Annotated in this window: 15 protein-coding genes and 1 pseudogene; 5 read left to right on the top strand and 11 right to left on the bottom strand. The window is 36.7% G+C overall.

Features of this window, described 5'->3' with window-relative positions:
• The 6 genes and pseudogenes from BTO22_RS04905 to BTO22_RS04880 form a co-directional block, all read right to left on the bottom strand.
• A pseudogene (locus BTO22_RS04905) lies at positions 1–388 on the bottom strand (TRAP transporter permease); the annotation flags it as partial.
• 83 nt (positions 389–471) lie between these two features.
• Positions 472–1404 carry a TAXI family TRAP transporter solute-binding subunit gene (locus BTO22_RS04900; RefSeq protein WP_105054524.1) on the bottom strand — a complete coding sequence of 311 codons (933 nt, stop codon included), beginning with the start codon at positions 1402–1404 and terminating at the stop codon, positions 472–474.
• A gap of 286 nt (positions 1405–1690) precedes the next feature.
• The gene (locus BTO22_RS04895; RefSeq protein ID WP_181044564.1) at positions 1691–3340 is read right to left on the bottom strand and encodes a phosphoethanolamine transferase; all 1650 of its coding nucleotides are present in this window, start codon (positions 3338–3340) and stop codon (positions 1691–1693) included.
• 294 nt (positions 3341–3634) lie between these two features.
• The gene (locus BTO22_RS04890; RefSeq protein WP_105054522.1) at positions 3635–4948 is read right to left on the bottom strand and encodes an anaerobic C4-dicarboxylate transporter family protein; all 1314 of its coding nucleotides are present in this window, start codon (positions 4946–4948) and stop codon (positions 3635–3637) included.
• Positions 4949–5279: 331 nt separating this feature from the next.
• On the bottom strand, positions 5280–5759 hold the full coding sequence (locus tag BTO22_RS04885) for a hypothetical protein (RefSeq protein ID WP_105054521.1): 480 nt from the start codon (positions 5757–5759) through the stop codon (positions 5280–5282).
• Complete coding sequence (locus BTO22_RS04880) at positions 5750–6667, bottom strand: winged helix-turn-helix domain-containing protein (RefSeq protein WP_105054520.1); 918 nt, start codon at positions 6665–6667, stop codon at positions 5750–5752. The genes BTO22_RS04885 and BTO22_RS04880 overlap by 10 nt, the downstream gene beginning before the upstream one ends.
• Before the next feature lie 365 nt (positions 6668–7032).
• On the opposite strand from BTO22_RS04880, the gene BTO22_RS04875 reads away from it, so the two are divergent.
• A complete protein-coding gene (locus BTO22_RS04875) occupies positions 7033–7623 on the top strand; it encodes a porin family protein (RefSeq protein ID WP_105054519.1) in 591 nt (196 codons plus the stop codon).
• A 291-nt stretch (positions 7624–7914) separates the two neighbouring features.
• On the top strand, positions 7915–10671 hold the full coding sequence (locus BTO22_RS04870; protein ID WP_105054518.1) for a hypothetical protein: 2757 nt from the start codon (positions 7915–7917) through the stop codon (positions 10669–10671).
• Positions 10672–10772: 101 nt separating this feature from the next.
• On the opposite strand, the gene brnQ is transcribed toward BTO22_RS04870, so the two are convergent.
• Positions 10773–12092, bottom strand: a complete 1320-nt coding sequence (gene brnQ, locus BTO22_RS04865; protein ID WP_105054517.1) for a branched-chain amino acid transport system II carrier protein — start codon at positions 12090–12092, stop codon at positions 10773–10775.
• A gap of 349 nt (positions 12093–12441) precedes the next feature.
• On the bottom strand, positions 12442–12915 hold the full coding sequence (locus BTO22_RS04860; RefSeq protein ID WP_105054516.1) for a DUF2127 domain-containing protein: 474 nt from the start codon (positions 12913–12915) through the stop codon (positions 12442–12444).
• Positions 12916–13147: 232 nt separating this feature from the next.
• Between BTO22_RS04860 and BTO22_RS04855 the strand changes: the two genes are divergently transcribed.
• Positions 13148–13672 (top strand): DUF1993 domain-containing protein, encoded by a 525-nt coding sequence (locus BTO22_RS04855; RefSeq protein ID WP_105054515.1) that lies wholly within the window; start codon positions 13148–13150, stop codon positions 13670–13672.
• 71 nt (positions 13673–13743) lie between these two features.
• Here BTO22_RS04855 and blaALI read toward each other — a convergent pair whose 3' ends face one another.
• Positions 13744–14484 carry an ALI family subclass B1 metallo-beta-lactamase gene (gene blaALI / locus BTO22_RS04850; RefSeq protein WP_181044563.1) on the bottom strand — a complete coding sequence of 247 codons (741 nt, stop codon included), beginning with the start codon at positions 14482–14484 and terminating at the stop codon, positions 13744–13746.
• A gap of 156 nt (positions 14485–14640) precedes the next feature.
• On the opposite strand from blaALI, the gene BTO22_RS04845 reads away from it, so the two are divergent.
• Together BTO22_RS04845 and BTO22_RS04840 are read left to right on the top strand one after the other, a co-directional pair.
• On the top strand, positions 14641–15243 hold the full coding sequence (locus tag BTO22_RS04845) for a LysE family translocator (protein WP_105054513.1): 603 nt from the start codon (positions 14641–14643) through the stop codon (positions 15241–15243).
• 14 nt (positions 15244–15257) lie between these two features.
• Entirely contained in the window at positions 15258–16088 is an 831-nt protein-coding gene (locus BTO22_RS04840; protein WP_258132448.1) for an AraC family transcriptional regulator, read from the top strand.
• Here BTO22_RS04840 and BTO22_RS04835 read toward each other — a convergent pair.
• Complete coding sequence (locus BTO22_RS04835) at positions 16078–17562, bottom strand: SgrR family transcriptional regulator (RefSeq protein WP_105054512.1); 1485 nt, start codon at positions 17560–17562, stop codon at positions 16078–16080. The two genes, BTO22_RS04840 and BTO22_RS04835, sit on opposite strands and share 11 nt — an antisense overlap.
• 11 nt (positions 17563–17573) lie before the next feature.
• Positions 17574–18569: a Gfo/Idh/MocA family protein gene (locus BTO22_RS04830; protein WP_105054511.1), complete on the bottom strand. Its 996-nt coding sequence runs from the start codon at positions 18567–18569 to the stop codon at positions 17574–17576.
• Positions 18570–18704: the final 135 nt, after the last annotated feature.

The following is an 18704-nucleotide window of genomic DNA, read 5'->3' as shown; positions in this document are numbered from 1 at the left end:
GTAAAAGTAATGAGCAACCTGCGATCATATCGGGTAACTGTAAGCCATAAAATAGATGATTTATGTCGTTATAATCAAATATCGATATGCGATAAGCAGCAAAAACAATCAAACCACATAACGCGAGATCAATGACTCGTCCAGCAAGATAAAATGAACTCTTTCGATTTGTAATTAATGGGTAATGTAAAAAGATAAGAATAAGTGCCCAACATAGGTGAATTGGTCGAAAATACGTTGCCGAGATAGTCGAACTTACTCCCTGCCAAATTTGAAAAACAGACAACGTAACAGCAATACCTAAAATAAGATACCCAAATAGATTTACTGTTCTTCCGTGAGGTAAATGCTCTACATCAGGTTGGTTTTTATCGGTCATAATATCCATATTAATGCCTTTGGATAAAGTCAGAAAAGAAGAAAAGGTAAGCGAGACACTTACCCTTTCGTTTTACGTGTATTTGGTACTTATTATTTCATTATTGAATCAAGATATTTTTGAGCACCAGGATGAAGAGGAACACCTTGCAGGCGGTCTGCATTTTTTGGTGTTGTCATCTCAGCCATTTTTACTACTTTACGAATATCACCCATATTTTCATACGCGGCTTTCGTTAAGTTATACGCCATGTCATCGCTCATTTTTGCATTTACCACTAATACGTTCCAAACGCTTAATGTCGATACTTCACCAACGTTGTTGTATACGTCCGCAGGAATATCATAACTGCTGTATGCTGGGTATTTTTTCATAAACATTGCACTTTCTTCTGGTGTAATTGAAAGCACTTTAATTTTATGTGTTAGCGCGATTTGTGTAACCGCCCCTACTCCTTGTCCACCAACAATAAAGCCTGCATCAATTTGACCATTAGCCAATGCGTTCGTGGTTTCAGAATAGTTTAAGTACACCGCATCAATGTCTTTTTTTACATCAATACCTAATGATTCAAGCAAGGCAGCAGACGTTACTGCAGTACCACTGGCTGGTGCGCCTAAAGAGACTCGTTTGCCTTTTAGTTGCGATAATGACGTAATGCCTGATTTTTCAAGAGTTAAGGTATGCACTAGGTTTGGGTACAGTGCAAAAAGTGTATTTACTGGCATTTTTTTCGGAAATTTACCTTCCCCATTATAGGCATCAAGTACCACATTCCCCATAGCAATACCTGCGATCATATCACCACGAACCACTTTAATTGTGTTCTCTACTGAAGCTGCAGTTACTTCCGCTTTGGCATTTACATCTGACACATATTCTGACCATACTTTTGCTAACGCTCCACCAAATGGGTAATAAATCCCACTTTGTCCACCAGTACCAATTGAGTAATTTTCAGCATTTACCGCTGATGGTAATATAAACAATAAAGCTAATAGTAAATTACGTTTAAGCACAATCATCTCCTTGATTATTAGGCTTTATCTAGATATTAGCCCTAGATAAACCCGTTTATAATAGATTAATTTTCAAGCAATAATACCGTACTCGTCATGACAAAAAAGTCCAACTGCTTAGATCCCGAAATGTGATATAAGTGTTAAAAATGTCAAATGAGAAACGGCTGTCTCCACAAAGTTGAATTGGTAACAATACTAATAAATAAATCAAGGTAGCTGTGGTTGTGGTATTCACTGCTATTTACAGGTATTTTTATCTCTATAGAAGATAGAGGTAGACTTACCTCCGTTATTTCTTTTGACCCGGCAACCGAGAAATAAGCACTTTATTATGCAATGTTGCCGCTATCTCTTTCGGTAAATAATACTGCTCTGAGCTCACATCAAACTCAGGTTGATACACATTATTTTCAATACCAATAAGCCCAATCATCGTGTCGAATATTAGGTCATTAGTAAATATTTTATGCCTATTCCTCATTAACTGCTCACGTATTTTATTGTTTACCCCTTTTCCGGTCCAAATTAAAAAAGGAATTTCACTCATTGCCTCTGTAAATTGTTTTGCATCGTGCCCTAGTCCATTAATCACATCCTCACCGTGATCAGAAAAATAGGTCAAGCTTGCAAAGCCCTTTTCTTCTTTAACTAAATTAAAAATTTTATTTAAGAAGTTATCTGTACTTTTTACTGTCTGGTCATAACAACGTAAATCTTTATCTGAAGTCATATAAAAGTCGTTCTCTGGTAACTCAATATTCTCGCCTTTCACTCGGTCACAATAGCTAATATGACTCCCCATCATGTGTAAAACTATAAAATGGTTTTTTGTCTTATCTATCGTTGCAAGATACTGAGATAACTCACCAATTAAGGCTTTATCCAACTTATTAGTCCTATCCGATTTCCCAACGTTATTATTAATAAAGCGAACATAAGAGCTTTCATAAGCTAAGGCCGATACTAAATTGTCCCACTCACTTGCGGATACTTGATTGCTAAGCCATGCAGTTTGAAACTTAGCCTGATTAAGCAATGATATTAAGGATACGCTCTCATAATACGGAAGGTCGTTATATTGATTACTTTGAGTTAAGGCGAGAGACAAAGATTCCATCGTGTGCGTATGATTAGAGTAAGCATTGGTAAATAGAATTTTATCACTCGCATCGATCCACGGCGTTGTCCTGACATGATAGCCGTAACTGGATAAATGAGATTTAGCTAAAGACTCCCCAATCACCATAATATGCAACTTCCCTTCTGAGGTTGCCACTGCAGAATATTGGTGATTAAGCAATTGCCGTTCTGAGATAACCTTTTGGAGTTGGCTTAATTCATACTGATACTCTTTTACGTAGCCATACGCACGCTTCACACCTCCAAACGATGATTCATTTTGAGATGAAATGCCTAAAAATAGAAAAGAAATAACAAGAAGAACATAGGGAATCTGTGATGAACGGTACGACCTAGATGCCACTTTCAAATAAAAAAAGAACCCGCCAATAAACAATGAGACATAACCTATTAACTGCCAATTCCAGAGAACATCTAAAAAATATTCTAATGACTCATTTGGGTTCGTTTGCATAAGAGCAAAAATAAAGCCTTTATCAAGATCCCCATAAGTTTTATAAGTAAAAAACAAACCAAAAGTCACTAACCAAAAAGCCCCTACTAGAACATAGAATCCCCATCGAATAACCTTTGTTCTCTCTACTTTTTTTAGTTCAAGTAGGCTAATTAACGTAATGAGCCAAAAACATGAAAGTACTGTAAAGGTTGTTAATTCAGTTTCTGCATCAAAAAAACGTTGATACGAATAGAGTCCAACCGTAAATATTAATAAATGAAAAATGACTACCCTTTTTACTACTACCGATTTTTGAGTAAAAAAGAATAATGGCCACAACATTGAAATGAAAAGTATAGACAATGAATTTACTATCGGATTAGAGGGTAATCCGCGAATCCAAAGGGAAATATTTATACAAAAGAGTAAGACAAAAATAAAAGGAGAAATATATCGCTGAAAACGTTTATATGCATTAATCATCCAGACTCCTTGTCTATTTTTGTTATCCATCCTTTCATCTAAGGTTAGTTAAGCTTTTGACTATATTCCAGTTATCTACATTAACTAAAACATTATTAATAAAAAAAACGACCAGTATTTACTGATCGCTTTTCTTTTATTAGATACTCATTCACATCATAATTTACACACTAGTTATAAAACCATACCTGCAAAAATGAAACCGAAGATAATACTAAATACCATGCTTAATAGACCTGGGATCATAAAGCTGTGGTTAAATATGTATTTACCAATCTTAGTTGTACCTGTGCGGTCAAAATCAATCGATGCGATAATTGGGCCGTAGTTAGGGATAAAGAAGTAACCATTAACCGCAACAAATGTCGCGATAATTACTTCAGGTGGAAGACCTAACGTAATACCAACAGGCACTAGTACTGCTGTTGTTGCACCTTGACTGTTCACCATGACAGATAAACCAAAGAGTGCAAAAGCAAATGTCCAAGGCGCAACTTCAACTAAACCTGAAACCGCCTCTTTAACCATTGCCCCGTGACCTGCGATAAATGTATCGCCTAGCCATGCAATACCAAAGATAGCAACGATTGCACGCATACCGGCATGGAATACAGAACCTTGAGTGATCTCGTTTCCATCAGGCTTACATAGTAAGATAATGAATGCCGCCATTGCTAACATTACGATCTCAATCGTGTGCGCCATACCCATTGGTGAACCGTTGAAGTTAGGACGTAATGATGGGAATGCCCCCATAACTACCACCACAATTGCACCGAATAAGAACAGACCCACCGCTTTTTTAGCGCCTGGTTTAATCTCAATCTCTTCAACTTTAACTTCTTGTTCCATTTCTCTGCGGAACTTAGGGTCTTCCATACGACGTTGGTATTCAGGATCGTCTTTTAAGTCTTTACCAATCTTATTTACGATAACGCAAGCAGTCGCTAAACCAAAGAAAGTACCTGGAATAGTAATCATCAGTACGTTTGCTAATGTAATGCCTTGAGGTTCTAAAAAAGCAACCAAAGCAACAACAGCCGCAGCAATTGGACTTGCAACAATCGCAAATTGTGATGCGATAACAGCCATACCCAGTGGACGTTCAGGACGGATCCCACTACGACGGCTTACTTCTGCAATAACAGGAAGAACAGAATATGCAACATGTCCTGTACCAGCTAAGAAAGTAAACATATACGTCACTAAAGGAGCAATGAAGGTAATGTGGCGTGGGTTTTTACGTAGAATATTTGAAGCAATCTTAATTAAATACTCAAGACCACCAGCCGCTTGCATTGCTGCTGCTGCTGCTACTACCGCCATGATCATTAACATAACGTCGATTGGCGGGCTAGTAGGTTGTAGACCAAATACAAAACTCAGTATTGCTAAGCCAATACCACCCATAACACCCAAACCGATACCGCCAATTCGAGCACCAATTAAAATACAAACTAAAACGATTAAAAACTCAATTAAAAACATATCAATCTCCCTGCTGATAGCTTTTATATAATTAATTTTTAAATTACGACATTAATTGGACGTAATTTAAACTCCAAAATCAAGTGGATAATAATCGCGTTATTCGCTTAATAAATAGCGTAAGATCACACATCATTAAGAATTATGTAAATAAAACAATAATTATATAAATCATTGTTATAGAAGTCATTTATCAAAACAAATAGACAACAATTACGCTACTTTTTAATCCAATTTCACTTACCAATTTTATTAAATTAGCCGTTTTAATATGCTTTGTTCAATGTAAATATTCACTCTAACAAATAAAATGTATCGCTACTTCGATCGGTTAAGAAGCAAAACAAACAAAATTGGTATTTTCATGATTTTTACGATTATGAAAATACAGCTGTTCATCACTAATAATAAAATTTAAATCCATTTCAAAGTCTTTTAATGAATCGAGGTCTTGAATAAAAACGGGGGCATTTTGGGGTTTAAGATGCCAATCAATCTTTCTGTATTTCACTGAGATCTTATCTTTTGTTACTTTGTAATCGGCATCTATTATGGCTTCATACTTCTCGCGTTCTCCATTTTTAAAGACTAATTTTCCTTTTTGAAAAATAGTCAAGTTAGAAGAAGACGCAAAATAAAGCACATATCGCTCACCAATTTCTTGGTACTTTTGATATGGCGTAGATATAAAATTCGTTGATAGTTCATTACAGGTCCAACGAGAGCCTTGTAGTTCTGAGTCCTGTAATAACCAATGGTAAGAGATCATCCCCATTAGTAATAACAACAAAATCAGGTTAACTATTCGCATATGAGTTTGGCCCTGTTAAACGATTTAGCAATAATTACAGGTAAGTCAGTATATGAAAATTGACTCAATGAATAATTTGCATTCCTGTTACTATTTTTAGCGGCAATATACCCTCGTAAGGAAATGACATCATCGTCATAAGCTGAATCATATATTCGAATATAAACTTCAGCATTGCACTCTACAGGGTTTAATGTTTTTAATTCTTGTTGAATAGCCTTAATACCCACCGATTTTCGTGTCTTATTGAGAAAGTAAATATCGGTATTGTTTATTTCAAAATGTTGATAATTATCTTTCACAAGAAAATGAGGCGCCGATGAAATCGCTTTATATTGATATACAAACACAATCAATACTAATAAAAATAATGATAATAATACCGAAATTAGTGAAGGTTTCGTTAACCAAAAATGACGAAAACACGATTCATTTGAAACCTTCACGTCTTTTTGATCTATAGCGACAGAGACCTCAGTGACAATGGCTGGTGTCGATTTATTTTCAACTGCAGGTAAAGTCAATGGCGTGTAATCAGATATAGCCTGAACCGTTATCTCATCTGCTTCTTGTTCAATTACATCATCAGCGATAGAGAAAGTGTCATCCACAAACAGTAAGTAACCCACCTTACTCACTGTTTTTATCTCAATACCTTCCGCTTTTAATTTGACTAAGTTACGTCTTAAACTTGAAATTACATTAGTTAAGGCTTGGTCTGTAACTACCGCTCCTTCCCAACAAACATCAAATAAATAATCACGGTCTAAACAGTTACCTTTTTGCTCTAGCAATAAGGTAAATACACTATAAGGAAGAGGTCTAAGAGTAATGACTTCACCAGTAGTATTACGTAATGTTCTTGTTTCTGGCTCTAACACCAAATTTGCAACTATGATTTTCTGCATCTAGGCCTAACGATTAGTGATAATTCGATTAAATCGTTCTGATTATTTAAATAACAAAACTAAAAACACTTTGAAAAAACAAACATTTAAACATTTACTGATCAACATTTGAAGTCTACCGCAATTAGAAAACAAATCAATAACAGACTCTTAATTTGAGGTTAAATCATAGATTTATCTTTTAAAACATTAAGTTAAATAAATCAACATATTTGGTTATCAGTTAAATTTAGATTTTTATAAGAAACGTCACATCAAACAAAATTCAAATGTTTGCTGTTAGTGTGGAACTTATTTAGTTTATTTTGTTTGTGTTCTTATAATTTGCTTAAGCTTTAGATACTCAATTTAGATGGAATCAAACAATGAAAAAATCGATACTATTATTAGCATTACTGTCTGCTTGTTCATACGCAAATGCCGCAACAAACAATGTGTCTGGCGTTTACTTAGGGGGTGGTTTCGGTACTACTAGTTTTGATGACGATGGGGGCTTTGGTTCTGCTAACGTTGATGATGGTGACTCTACCCTTAAATTAATTGGTGGCTATCAATTCAACCGTATTGTTGCAGTAGAAATGCAATATTCTAAATACGGAGACTTAAAAGTAACAACTCCCTACTCTCTTCTACATGGAACAGTTGAACATTCTTCTATCTCACTCGCTGCAAATGTTGGTTATTCCTTTGATAGTGGCTGGCGTCCATTTGCTGTTGCTGGCCTAGGTTCTATTAAACAATCAGGTAAAGCATACGGCATTTCGGATAGCGACAGTGGGACTTCTTTCCGCTACGGGGCAGGTGTTGAATATACACCTAAAGCATTAGGTGGCCTTGCTTTGCGTGTTGCTTATGAAGGTGACTTGTTTGTTGTTGATTCTGGCACCGCAAATAATTTTGATGATTATGCTATGACCATAGGTACATTTTACGCTGGCGCAACTTACAAATTCTAATAATAACAATTGTTGGCCAGGGAATTAATCAGTGGGTAGTTTTTAACTGCCCATTTTATTCTTCTAAGTACCTACAAAGAAGTTATCGGGAATGTAATCGTGTACATTTCCCATGATATCAATTACTTAAATAATGATAACTTCCCCGTCAGTACTTAATCTATCTATATATCTAAAAATAGACCTATAATTTATTTATCTCATCGCCTTTTATTTCCATTTCATTTCCATTGCTCACTTATTTATATCAGCTCTAGGCAACACAACCTTTAATATATTAAGAGAATTTAAATGAAAACATTCATTTCCAGATTAACGCTATTTTTTACCATTCCTACGCTTGCCTATGCCGCCCCATTGGTAACACCTAATAATGCAGGGGTAGCCCAAGACCAAGACTACTATACTCAAGATGTACGTAATACTCGCCTTATTTTCACCGAAGAAAACAAACAACACGCAGAGCATGCCGCTGGTATTGAGAGCATATTACAACCAGCTTACGAGGATACTTTTGGCTATCAAATGGATGACCGTTTAAATGTCGGCTTGATGTCATCTTATAATCAAATTGCTAATGGTTTTTCAACACAATACCCACTAAATCGACAAATCAACTATATGGGTGGCGCACAACTCCCCGACTATTTTTCATCAAGCTCTTGGCTCGACACCTTGTTATTTCATGAAACGGCCCATGATTATCAAATGAACGCAAAAGATAATCTCGTCTCTAAATCTATGTTTGCTGTTCTTCACAATGGTTCTATTGGGCCTATTGGTATTATTCCTGCTGTATTACCCAATTCAACCTCTTCAAGTTTTATGCTTGAGGGGAACGCAGTTTTAAATGAATCTTGGCATGGTCAAGGTGGTCGACTTTACAGTGGTCGATACAGAGCAATGACGCATGTGCACGCTAAAGCCAGTAATTTATCGCAAGAGCGCCTTTATAACGATACGCTTTTCTTCCCATATGGAGAAAGTACTTATGTCTTTGGCTCTCAATACCAATATTATCTAGCTAAAACTTACGGTCTAGATGTCACTAATAAGTATTTTAAAAATCGGTCTCAACATTGGTTATGGCCTTTCCAAGTCAACAAACCAATGAAAAAAACGGTTGGAGAAGATTTTGATACCACTTTCGCTGCATGGGTTAAACAAGAAACCCAAGAAGCAAAAGAGATGCAATTAGCACAAGGGAAAGTCATTGCTCGATCTAAATATTATGGTGAGCTCAACACCCAACAAGGGAATATTCTTTTCTTAACCAATCCTACCGCTGTCCGTGCCCCGACTCTGGTTCATTATAATTTAACAAATAATGAAGTAACCAAAGAAAGCAGCAGCTTAGATATGGGGAAAGTTTATTACAATCAAGATAAATACTATACCGTTTCAGGACGTCGCACTTCGGTTTGGCGTACCACTCAAGGCTTATTTGATAACGACGCTCAAATTAAGAAAGGCAGCGAAGGCCGGGTTCATCAAGGCTATACGAGCGATGGCAAAGACGTGTATTTCAAAACTACAGAGTCTTTTGTTCAACCTCAACTCTATGTTGGAGATGAGTTATACAAGGCAGTTAACTCATCGGTATTAGTTCACAATGACAACCTCTATTACTTTGTCCAAAAAGATAATAATCGAACGTTATATCGCAATAAAGAATCCCTCTTAACTCTACCCGCTTTCTATTCCATCGTTAAAGATGTTGATAGCCAAGGTCGAGTTTATTTTATTGCGAATACTGAAACAGGTAGCTCTCTTTATCGAACTAAAGATGGCAAAGTTGAGCGCGTTCTTAACGCAGACAATGTGATTGATGCTCAATTAATTAATGATGACAAAGTACTAGCAACTGCGATCTCTGCTGATGATTACTATTATGTTGTCGAAGATATGGAAATAACTGCAGAAGCGCCTTATCAAGTTAAACTCTTTTGGGATGACAAAGGCGGCCTAGCTGATCAGCAACAACAAAAATTAGCGAACCTTGAAGACAAACCACTCAACACTGATACGTCTTATGGACTATTCAATAATATTCACTACAGTCGAGGCGCATTAACGGTTGGAGCAGCATCAGAGAAAGACGATAACGGAGAAGATAAACAAAAACTACGTTATAACGCAACGTTTGAATTTACTGACCCGTTGCAACGCAGTACCTATAACCTTTGGACAATGAATGATGATGAATACAGTGATTTAATTGGTGCTGGTTTTAGCAATAATCAATTTTTCATTATGGGCGGAGTTCGTGCTTATTATGTCTTAAATGACAATTACTCTGATACTAATATCCAAAAAGATCAAACTCGCAACAGCGGCCTTGCTGCTCAATTACGATTACCTTTCCTACAGACTGGTTTTTGGAATGCAGAAATCTCAGGTAATTTCTATCAAGATTATAAATTAAACGAACGTGAGCCCTTATCTGCTCAGTTAGATATTTCTCGTACCGAGCATTACGGTAATAGTTGGCTATTAAACAAGGAAGCAGCAGTGTCACTCTATGGTGTTCAAGATCGAGATGACGCAATTCACGGAGCGTCTTTATCATTTGGAACCGATTTACCTGCAGAGTTTTACATTAATCTATCAGGGAAATATTCAGGCAGTGATACAAACAAAGCTGGAATATATGAACGTCGAGGCGTCGAATTAACACAAGGCAATGATTTCATTAATAACGACCCTAGCAGTTTTATTATGCCGTCACTTAAAGATGGTGCCTTTGCCGAAACCGCTAGTTTGGCTGAGTTAACACTGTCAAAAGTGATTAATTTGTCAGCTTATTCTTTCAAAGGCCCAATCTCATTACGTCGTGAAATGATTGAATTGTCTTACCGTCGTTATGATTTAGGGAAAGTGAATACACTAGGTGATGTAGATATTAACCAAGGTATTATTGGACTTCATTTTGATACGTTAATCATGAATGTATTACCTATTGGGTTTTACACTCAATATATTCACAATGATGAGAATCCAATTACCGATAAGAACAGTTTTAAAGCAGGATTCTCCGTTCCATTATAATATGCTTAATGTAGATGTAAGAAATTCGTATTTAACATGAGTAATTCCAATAAAAATCCCCTTGCAGTAAAGCAAAGGGATTTTTTGTGTCCGTTTATATTTTATTTAGTATTCGTTGCTTTCTCACCACATTCCATTGAACGGCTTGATTGTCGATGAAGTAATTTACTTAATCCTATTACAACAAAAACTGGGAAGAACCAACTCGCATGAGCTTCAAATAACGGAACATAACGAGTTAATGACTCCGCCAAAGAGGTAGGTAATTGCCCTAAAATATGCAGAGCATCTAAACTACCAAAAGCCAAAGAAATCATAACGATTGTGACATAAGTAGATAAATTACGCTTTGTTGTCGGTAAGAAAAGCGCAGTTAGCACTAATGCAATGGCTATAGGGCAAAGGATTAGAATAGCAGGTAAGCTAATCGCTAAGATTTGCTCTAAACCGAAGTTCGCCACCACTCCAGTGACCGTAGTAACAATAATAGCCGTAAGCGCAAATGGTGAACGGAATGTTTGTTGGTAATATTCAGCACACGCATTCGTTAAACCAACTGTCGTTGTTAAGCACGCCATAATAATAATACCCGCTAACAAATATTGTCCCATTGGACCAAATATTTCCGCCACATAACGAGTTAATAACTCACCGCCATTAGTTGCGCCTGCAGAGATAGAAGCCGAAGTCGCACCGACATAAGCCATTGCTAAATAACACGCTGACATAAGCACTGCATAAACTAATGTTACTTTAAGCGTTGCTTGAAAAACCGCTTGTGGAGACTCACACCCTTTGTCTTTAATTGCTTTGATAATAACCCAACCAAATCCAACAGCAGCAATCGCATCCATCGTCATATACCCTTGGATTAATCCACTGGTGACCGCTTTATATTGGTAATCAGCACTTGGAACATTAAGCACCCCTAAAGGTGTAATAATGGCAGCTAATGCCAATGCAGCTAACATCAAAACCAATAAGGGAGTCATTACTTTACCAATATAATCGACTAACTTTCCTCTCTGAAAGGCCAGCAATAATGTAATACCAACAAATAATACCGAGAAGATAAGCAGGTGGTCACCAGAAAAGAACGGCTTAATTCCCATTTCATAAGCTACAGTTACCGCCCTTGGCATACCAAAAGCAGGTCCAATTGCAGTAAAAAGTAATACCCAGAAAGAAATAGCTAATGGTTTTGGAAGTGCCTCTGTTAACTGACCACTACTACTTAAACGCCCTAACACGATTAAAGTAAGCGCAGGAAGTCCGACCGCTGTAAGCAAAAAGCCAAACATAGCAGGCAGATATTGAGTGCCAGCCTCTAAACCAAGAAAAGGAGGGAAAATTATATTTCCTGCGCCAAGAAACATGGCAAAAGTCATTAGACCAATCGCAAGCAAGTTGTGTTTTTTCAATGTACAAGTCCTCTTTGCTATTGGGCTGAACCCTAGTAGCTTTTATTGTGGACCGTCAGATTGGCTGAGAAAAACAAGAAGAATATAAAGCAGTCTCCCGTCAGCCTGGCTGACGGAAGTGCCGTCAGCCTAGTTAATAATCACTAGAATGACTGCAATAATAGATGATGTTACACGCGACACAGCACCGAGCATTGTTTTGCATAAAGCAACAAATTGTAGGGCTGTAGAAGAAAGCATGAATGTATCCTAGTCGTTTATCGTGGCAACGAATTCAATATATAAGTAATAAACCACATTGTAAACATCATAATAGTTAAATATATCACGATCTCAATTATGAGTAGATTTATACTCCTAAATCACCTTCATTACGTCTTGCACCAAATAGCGAATACGCCATATAAGCGACAATAAAGACATTAACTAGAAATACCCCAACCCCTAAAATACTCGTATGAAAAAGCATTTCATATATTTCAAAAGGTAAATAAATCGCACCACTAATTAAAGCAAACCATTCTGTCCATAGTTGCTCTCGCCACAGGCCATAAGCCTCAACAAAACGCACAACAGAATAAATAAGCGCACCAATGGCCAATAACGTTATTTTAGTCCCCGTTAAACTGCTTGCGGCATGTATAAATACACTCGGCAACTCACTCGCAGGGTTCAAATGACAACGACTAACGATCGATTCTGCTAACTGGCGTAGATTTTTTCCAGCTAACGCATGAAGCCCAAGTCCAACAATCAGAGATACAGTCCCTTTTGTTGCTTCTAATATCGCGACGGCTCGTAACCCTTTTCTTACTGTTGTCATATTTATCTCTTTCCAGCGACACGCTGTCTACCACAGAAGATAAACGTTTTACTCCTAACTGCAGCGTTGTACCACATAATTTAGGATCTCTTTTTGCTTATCGTCAGATAAATTAAGCTTGAAAAATTAACACTCCTCATCATTTGCCCCACATTAAGAAAGCGCTGATTTGCAAAGTGAAGAGTATTTATCTACATTGAATTCAACTCTCGTCATTACTAAAGGAATTTTCATGACCATGCTTTCTGATATTACCCTTACTCCTTTCTCTAATTCACTAAATGTTGCCATCCATTTAATGACTAAAGCTAAAGCGCATTTTGAAGCAGAAAATAGAGAAGCGAATGAGATCGTAAATCTTCAATTAGTTGATGATATGCTCCCACTTTCATTTCAAGTTAATGCCATTTGTCAGCATACACTTCAAGCAACAAAAGCCGTATTAAATGGTGATTTCTATATTCAATCCCCATTAGGGGAAATTGACTTTGATGGATTGATTGAATTAATTAAAAACACTCAGAGCGAATTAAATACAATTACTGCAGACGACGTAAATTCACGAAATGGGGAAACGGTAATTTTCCATTATCCAGAAAGACCAATGACTTTTACCACTGAAAACTTTATTACGTCATTCTCAACACCTAATCTCTATTTTCATCAAACAACGCTGTATAACCTATTACGAAAAGAAGGGGTTCAGTTAAGTAAAATTGACTTTATTGGCGCGTTGTCTCTTACTCCTTCAGCATAAAGTAACTCTTAATCCATTAAAAAAGCCCTGTTTAATAATCACTAAACAGGGCTTTTATATTCTATTTCGTCTTATAAATTTTCAGCAATATCGACAGTGTGACTAATAATACTGGTTCCTTCCCCAACGTTACCATGCCCAGGAACGACGAATCGAGCTTTAGGATATTTTGTTAATACTTTCTGAGCCGAGTTTGCCCATTCTTTCTTATCAGCATCACCAGTCCATCCAATCGTATTGACTTCATTCGCTCGCATTAAGCAACCACCCAGTAATACTTGTTCTTTTGGTAACCATACAACAGCATTATCTTTAGTATGACCCGCTCCCGGATAGAAGACTTCAATCTTATTTTCTAGTAACACAAAATTATCATCTGAAAACTCATGATTAGTGGCTTTCTTATTATCACCTTTCAAAAACGTATTCGTTAATGTTGAAGCGTAAGTATCAAAATTATGCTCTTGCAAGTACTCTAAACCACCCGTCTGATCTTCATGAAAATGAGAAAATATGGTTTTCTTTAGTGTTAACCCTCTGTTTTCAATCCATGTCATTAATTGAGGCATATTCGATGCATTCCATGGCGTATCTATCAAATACACATCTTTTCCATCAACATACACTAATGAATTAGCGTCGACTAAAATAGGTTTATTCGGATTCTGTAAATTTTTAAATTCACGGTACGATTTAACCAAAAAAACATTATTCGTAATTTCTTCAAACTGAAGAGGTTTAACCGGTGCATCGGCTGCTGAAGCATTAAAACCAATAACGGCACTTAATAGCGCTAGAGTAATTTTAAACATGAATTCCATTCCTTTTTAATATTGCCACAAACATACAGCACCACCTCATTAAAATGTGTTAGCTAAATGTAAAAAAAAACAATTTTGTACAATAACTCTCATCTTCTTATCGCTTATTGTGATTAGCAGAATATTAAAGACAAAAAAGGGATACATATGACTTTATTTCTAGCCATGGCGATGTTCGCATTAGTGACTTCATTATCACCAGGGCCAGTCAACATTCTAGCCACCATTACCGGCGCTAATCATGGATATAAGAGAACTATTCCCCATATCTTTGGGGCTACTGTCGGTTTTGTGTCTATTCTTATTACATTAGGATTAGGGTTGATACAAGCCTTTGATGACTCTCACGCAGCAACACTTGTTTTAAATTATCTTGGTAGTACCTTTTTACTTTATCTCGCCTATAAAGTGGCTACGAGCAAAAAGACAGAACAAGATAAAACAAAAAAAGGCGACGCACCAACCATGCTACAAGGTTTATTGTGTCAGTGGTTAAACCCAAAAGCTTGGATTGTCTCTTTATCTGGTGTCACCGTATTTTCCAGTAACGGTGTGATCCCTCTCGAAGACCTTGGTGCATTTAGTGTCATATTTTTTATCGTATGTTACTGCTGTATATCCACTTGGGCCTTATTAGGATTAACCATCGGAAAATACCTTGAGCACCCGATTCATTATAAAATCTTTAATCGATTGATGGGAACCTTGCTTGCTCTGACCGTAGTATATGTATTTTTTATATCAAAATGACAATGGACGTTATATTGGCTAATTCAAAAACACACTTTCTAAGATCCTCTTTCCTACCATTTGAACTACGTTATTCAAATAATTCTAACGCTTGCTACAAAAAACACGCTCATCCAGAATTTTCAATCGGGGTCGTCGATAGCGGTGTGAGTGATTATATAAACCAACATTCAAAGCAAGAAATAAGTACGGGGTCCACAGTCATCATAAATCCTGAAGCAGTGCATTCTTGTAACCCAAAACCGGGAACTGATTGGAGTTATAAAATGCTTTTTATTGAATCAGATTGGCTAACACAGCTACAAGCAAGTATTTTGACTACACAACAAAACAAATTCCAACCATTTAAGCAAAACCACAGCCGATGCCCTATTCTCTTCCGAGACTTCCAATCATTGATTCAAATCCTGATTAAAAATGAATCTCCATTATTAGTTGAAGAATCTGCGATCACTTTTTTCTCTGCTCTTTTTATTAAGGATCTTAACGCACCACTACAGCACAACATTATCCCTAAACAAACAACTCACCTCGCCTATCAGTACATCTCAGATAATGTAGATAAAAACATTTCTATCTCTGAGATTGCAAGAGAGTCAGGCTTGAGCCATTTTTATCTTATCCACTCATTTAAAAAACAATACGGGATAACACCGTATGCATATCACATGATGATGAAAATAAATAAAGCCAAGACCTTATTAAAAAAGGGAAATGATATTACCTCTATAGCAATAGATCTCGGGTTTAGCGATCAGAGTCACTTTCATCGGCATTTTAAAAGTATTGTTGCCGCTACTCCAAAGCAATATAAGGCAAATAAGCACTCAACTATTAATGATTAACTATCCATAGTTGCGCTAAATTACACCAACCAAAACCGTTCACTTTTACCCCTTTTAGGTTTTCTGATGTGATTAACTCAAACGACTCTTTCTTAACTATTTCTATAACACCTATCTGTTGTAACCAACTATACAGCAGGTCAAGCGCTTCCATAGCTTGCACTACATCTGAGGTATTTTTTATGTCCGATACCTTATTTAAAAACAAATCATAATCTACATCTTGAATCATATGATTTTTAAAAGGGTAAAGAGACAGAAAAGCCAACCGACTGTACAAGCGATCACTTTCTTCAAGAATGCTACATAATGCAATATCCGTTTGACGGTAGTATCCATAAAAAACTTCTTGTCGTATCTGCGATGGAAAAAGTCTAAACGCTAACGTTTTACATTCATTATTGTTTTCATAAGTCACTAAATTAGAGCTATCCAAATTACTGCCTTGCTTTTTTATTATCATAAATAATGAATGGTACTGACTGTTATAGGTAGCGGTCTTCTCTGGAAATGACAAACTTAGCTGATTTTGAGCACAAACTTTATCTTTCGCCCATTCTTCATATACCCACAGGTCCACTCTTTCTAACAAGGGTAATGTTAAAGCATAGTGCTCAAATCGACCTAATCGGATCATTCTTGGTGATAATACCTCGACCAAAAATGATCCTGATCCAACAATCTTATCTGCTGACAAATGCACAGGATAAATAGACGCTTCACTTCGAGCTAATAATCTTGGTAGATGGAAGTCGCTTTCTAATAAGGTAATTTCAAGACACTCTTCAGAAAGAGACGTTATATCAATGAAGTTAGAATAAAGTGAACGCCAATAAGAGTTAGTTATTAGTTTATTCAAACAGCGAACTGCATCTTGTGCCGTTAACAGGGTTCCGTCATGACATACGACGCCACTGCGAAGATAAAAACGCCATCTCGTTGCTGAAGGATTGCTTTCCCAATAATGAGCAAAATCAGGACAAATACGATCGTTTTCTATACTAACTAAACGCTGGAAAATTTGAGTTACTAAGTATCGTTCAGTACGGCAAATTGCGTTATAAGGTAATAAAGAACCAATCTCCCGATGGAAAGGCATACAAACTGAGCGTGGTACCGTTTTGTTAGAATGAAGAAGATATTTTTTAAGTTCAATAGAAGCATTACGTCCACCAAAACTTAATATATTCAAAACAGAATCAGTATTACCAGAGTCGACTACATTCGATACGCAGTCATAACACGCTTCAATAGGCTCTTTAATGCACGTCAATTGTGCTTTTTTGCTGCGGCCAGGTGTGGCTTTCCATTCAATCCAATCCGCATTAATTAATCTCTTAATTATCGTCTGAACATGACGTTCACTCACTTTGAGAAGCCATGAGAGTTCTGTGATATTACAACTTGATGCTACAGGTCCATACTTACGAAAAAGTATTTCATAAACTTCTAGTTTTCGTTTTATATTCTCCATAGCACCCAACTCTATCTTCTTGTTAAATGAGCATATCCATTAGTGGTTAATGCCTGCTCTAGTATAGACAATACCTGCCCACTAATCTCGGTATTAAGTACAGAAGAAGTTTGCTCATTGTTTAATAATAATGCAGAGCAGTGATCTATTTCATGTTCAAAGCCGCCACCACTATTATGAATGATAGTGTGGATTTTACCGCTTAGATTCACATCAATTCTCGACGGATTCCACCATTTATCATGTATGACGATTTCAACACCATCACCTTTTAGAATGGCACTCCTTGGTAAGTTTTTTGAAATTGACGCCCCTATCTTTCCTTTAATCTTACCTTCAAATAGAAACACCACATTTTCATCAACTCGCCATTCTGGATGTTCGACGGTTATGGATACAGATGGTGTTAGAACATCTTCACCAAAGAAATGGCATAAATCACAATAAAGCCAAACGCCATATACTCCGACATCCAGTGTCGCTCCTCCTGATAAGTTAGGATTAAATACAAAGATATTAGGGTCATACTCACTTTTATTTCCAAAAGAGGCTTCTATTGAATCCACGGTAATCTCGTGTTTATGCATAAAAGTCTTCAGCTCTCGATAAGCAGGAAACGCTACCGTTTTCATCGCCTCAAGCAATAACACACCGTTATCTTTAGCCAATTTTTGCATGTCTTGCCAATCTTGGTAATTCGTAAAAGCAGGCTTTTCAACTAAAACATTTTTATGGTGAGACAGAAATAACTCAACCAGTGGCTTATGATAAGGATGAATCGTCGCTACATAAATAATATCAACATCAGGATCCATCGCTAATTGTTGGTAGTTACCATAATGTGAAACCGCCTTATAGATAGTCGAAAATTGCTGCGCTTTCTCACTGTCTCTAGCAGCAACAGCTTCTAGCTCACCTAATTGACTGTTATTAATCAAATCTTGCGCAAATCGATGCGCTATATTTCCAAGCCCCGCAATGCCCCATTTTATTTTTTTTTCATTCATTATCTCATCCCATTCTTTTCGAGTTGAAATAGTGTAGCCATCTCGACATAAAAGAAAAATAGAACAAATAAACGTATTTGTTCCTATTTAAAAGAAAACCGTCTTCTTTATATTAGTCAAAAGTAACTCATTTGC

The organism is Aliivibrio sifiae (genome assembly GCF_002954705.1).
Taxonomy (GTDB): domain Bacteria; phylum Pseudomonadota; class Gammaproteobacteria; order Enterobacterales; family Vibrionaceae; genus Aliivibrio; species Aliivibrio sifiae_A.
Note: the sequence above shows the minus strand (reverse complement) of the source record. Positions and strands in the feature narration are given on the sequence as shown.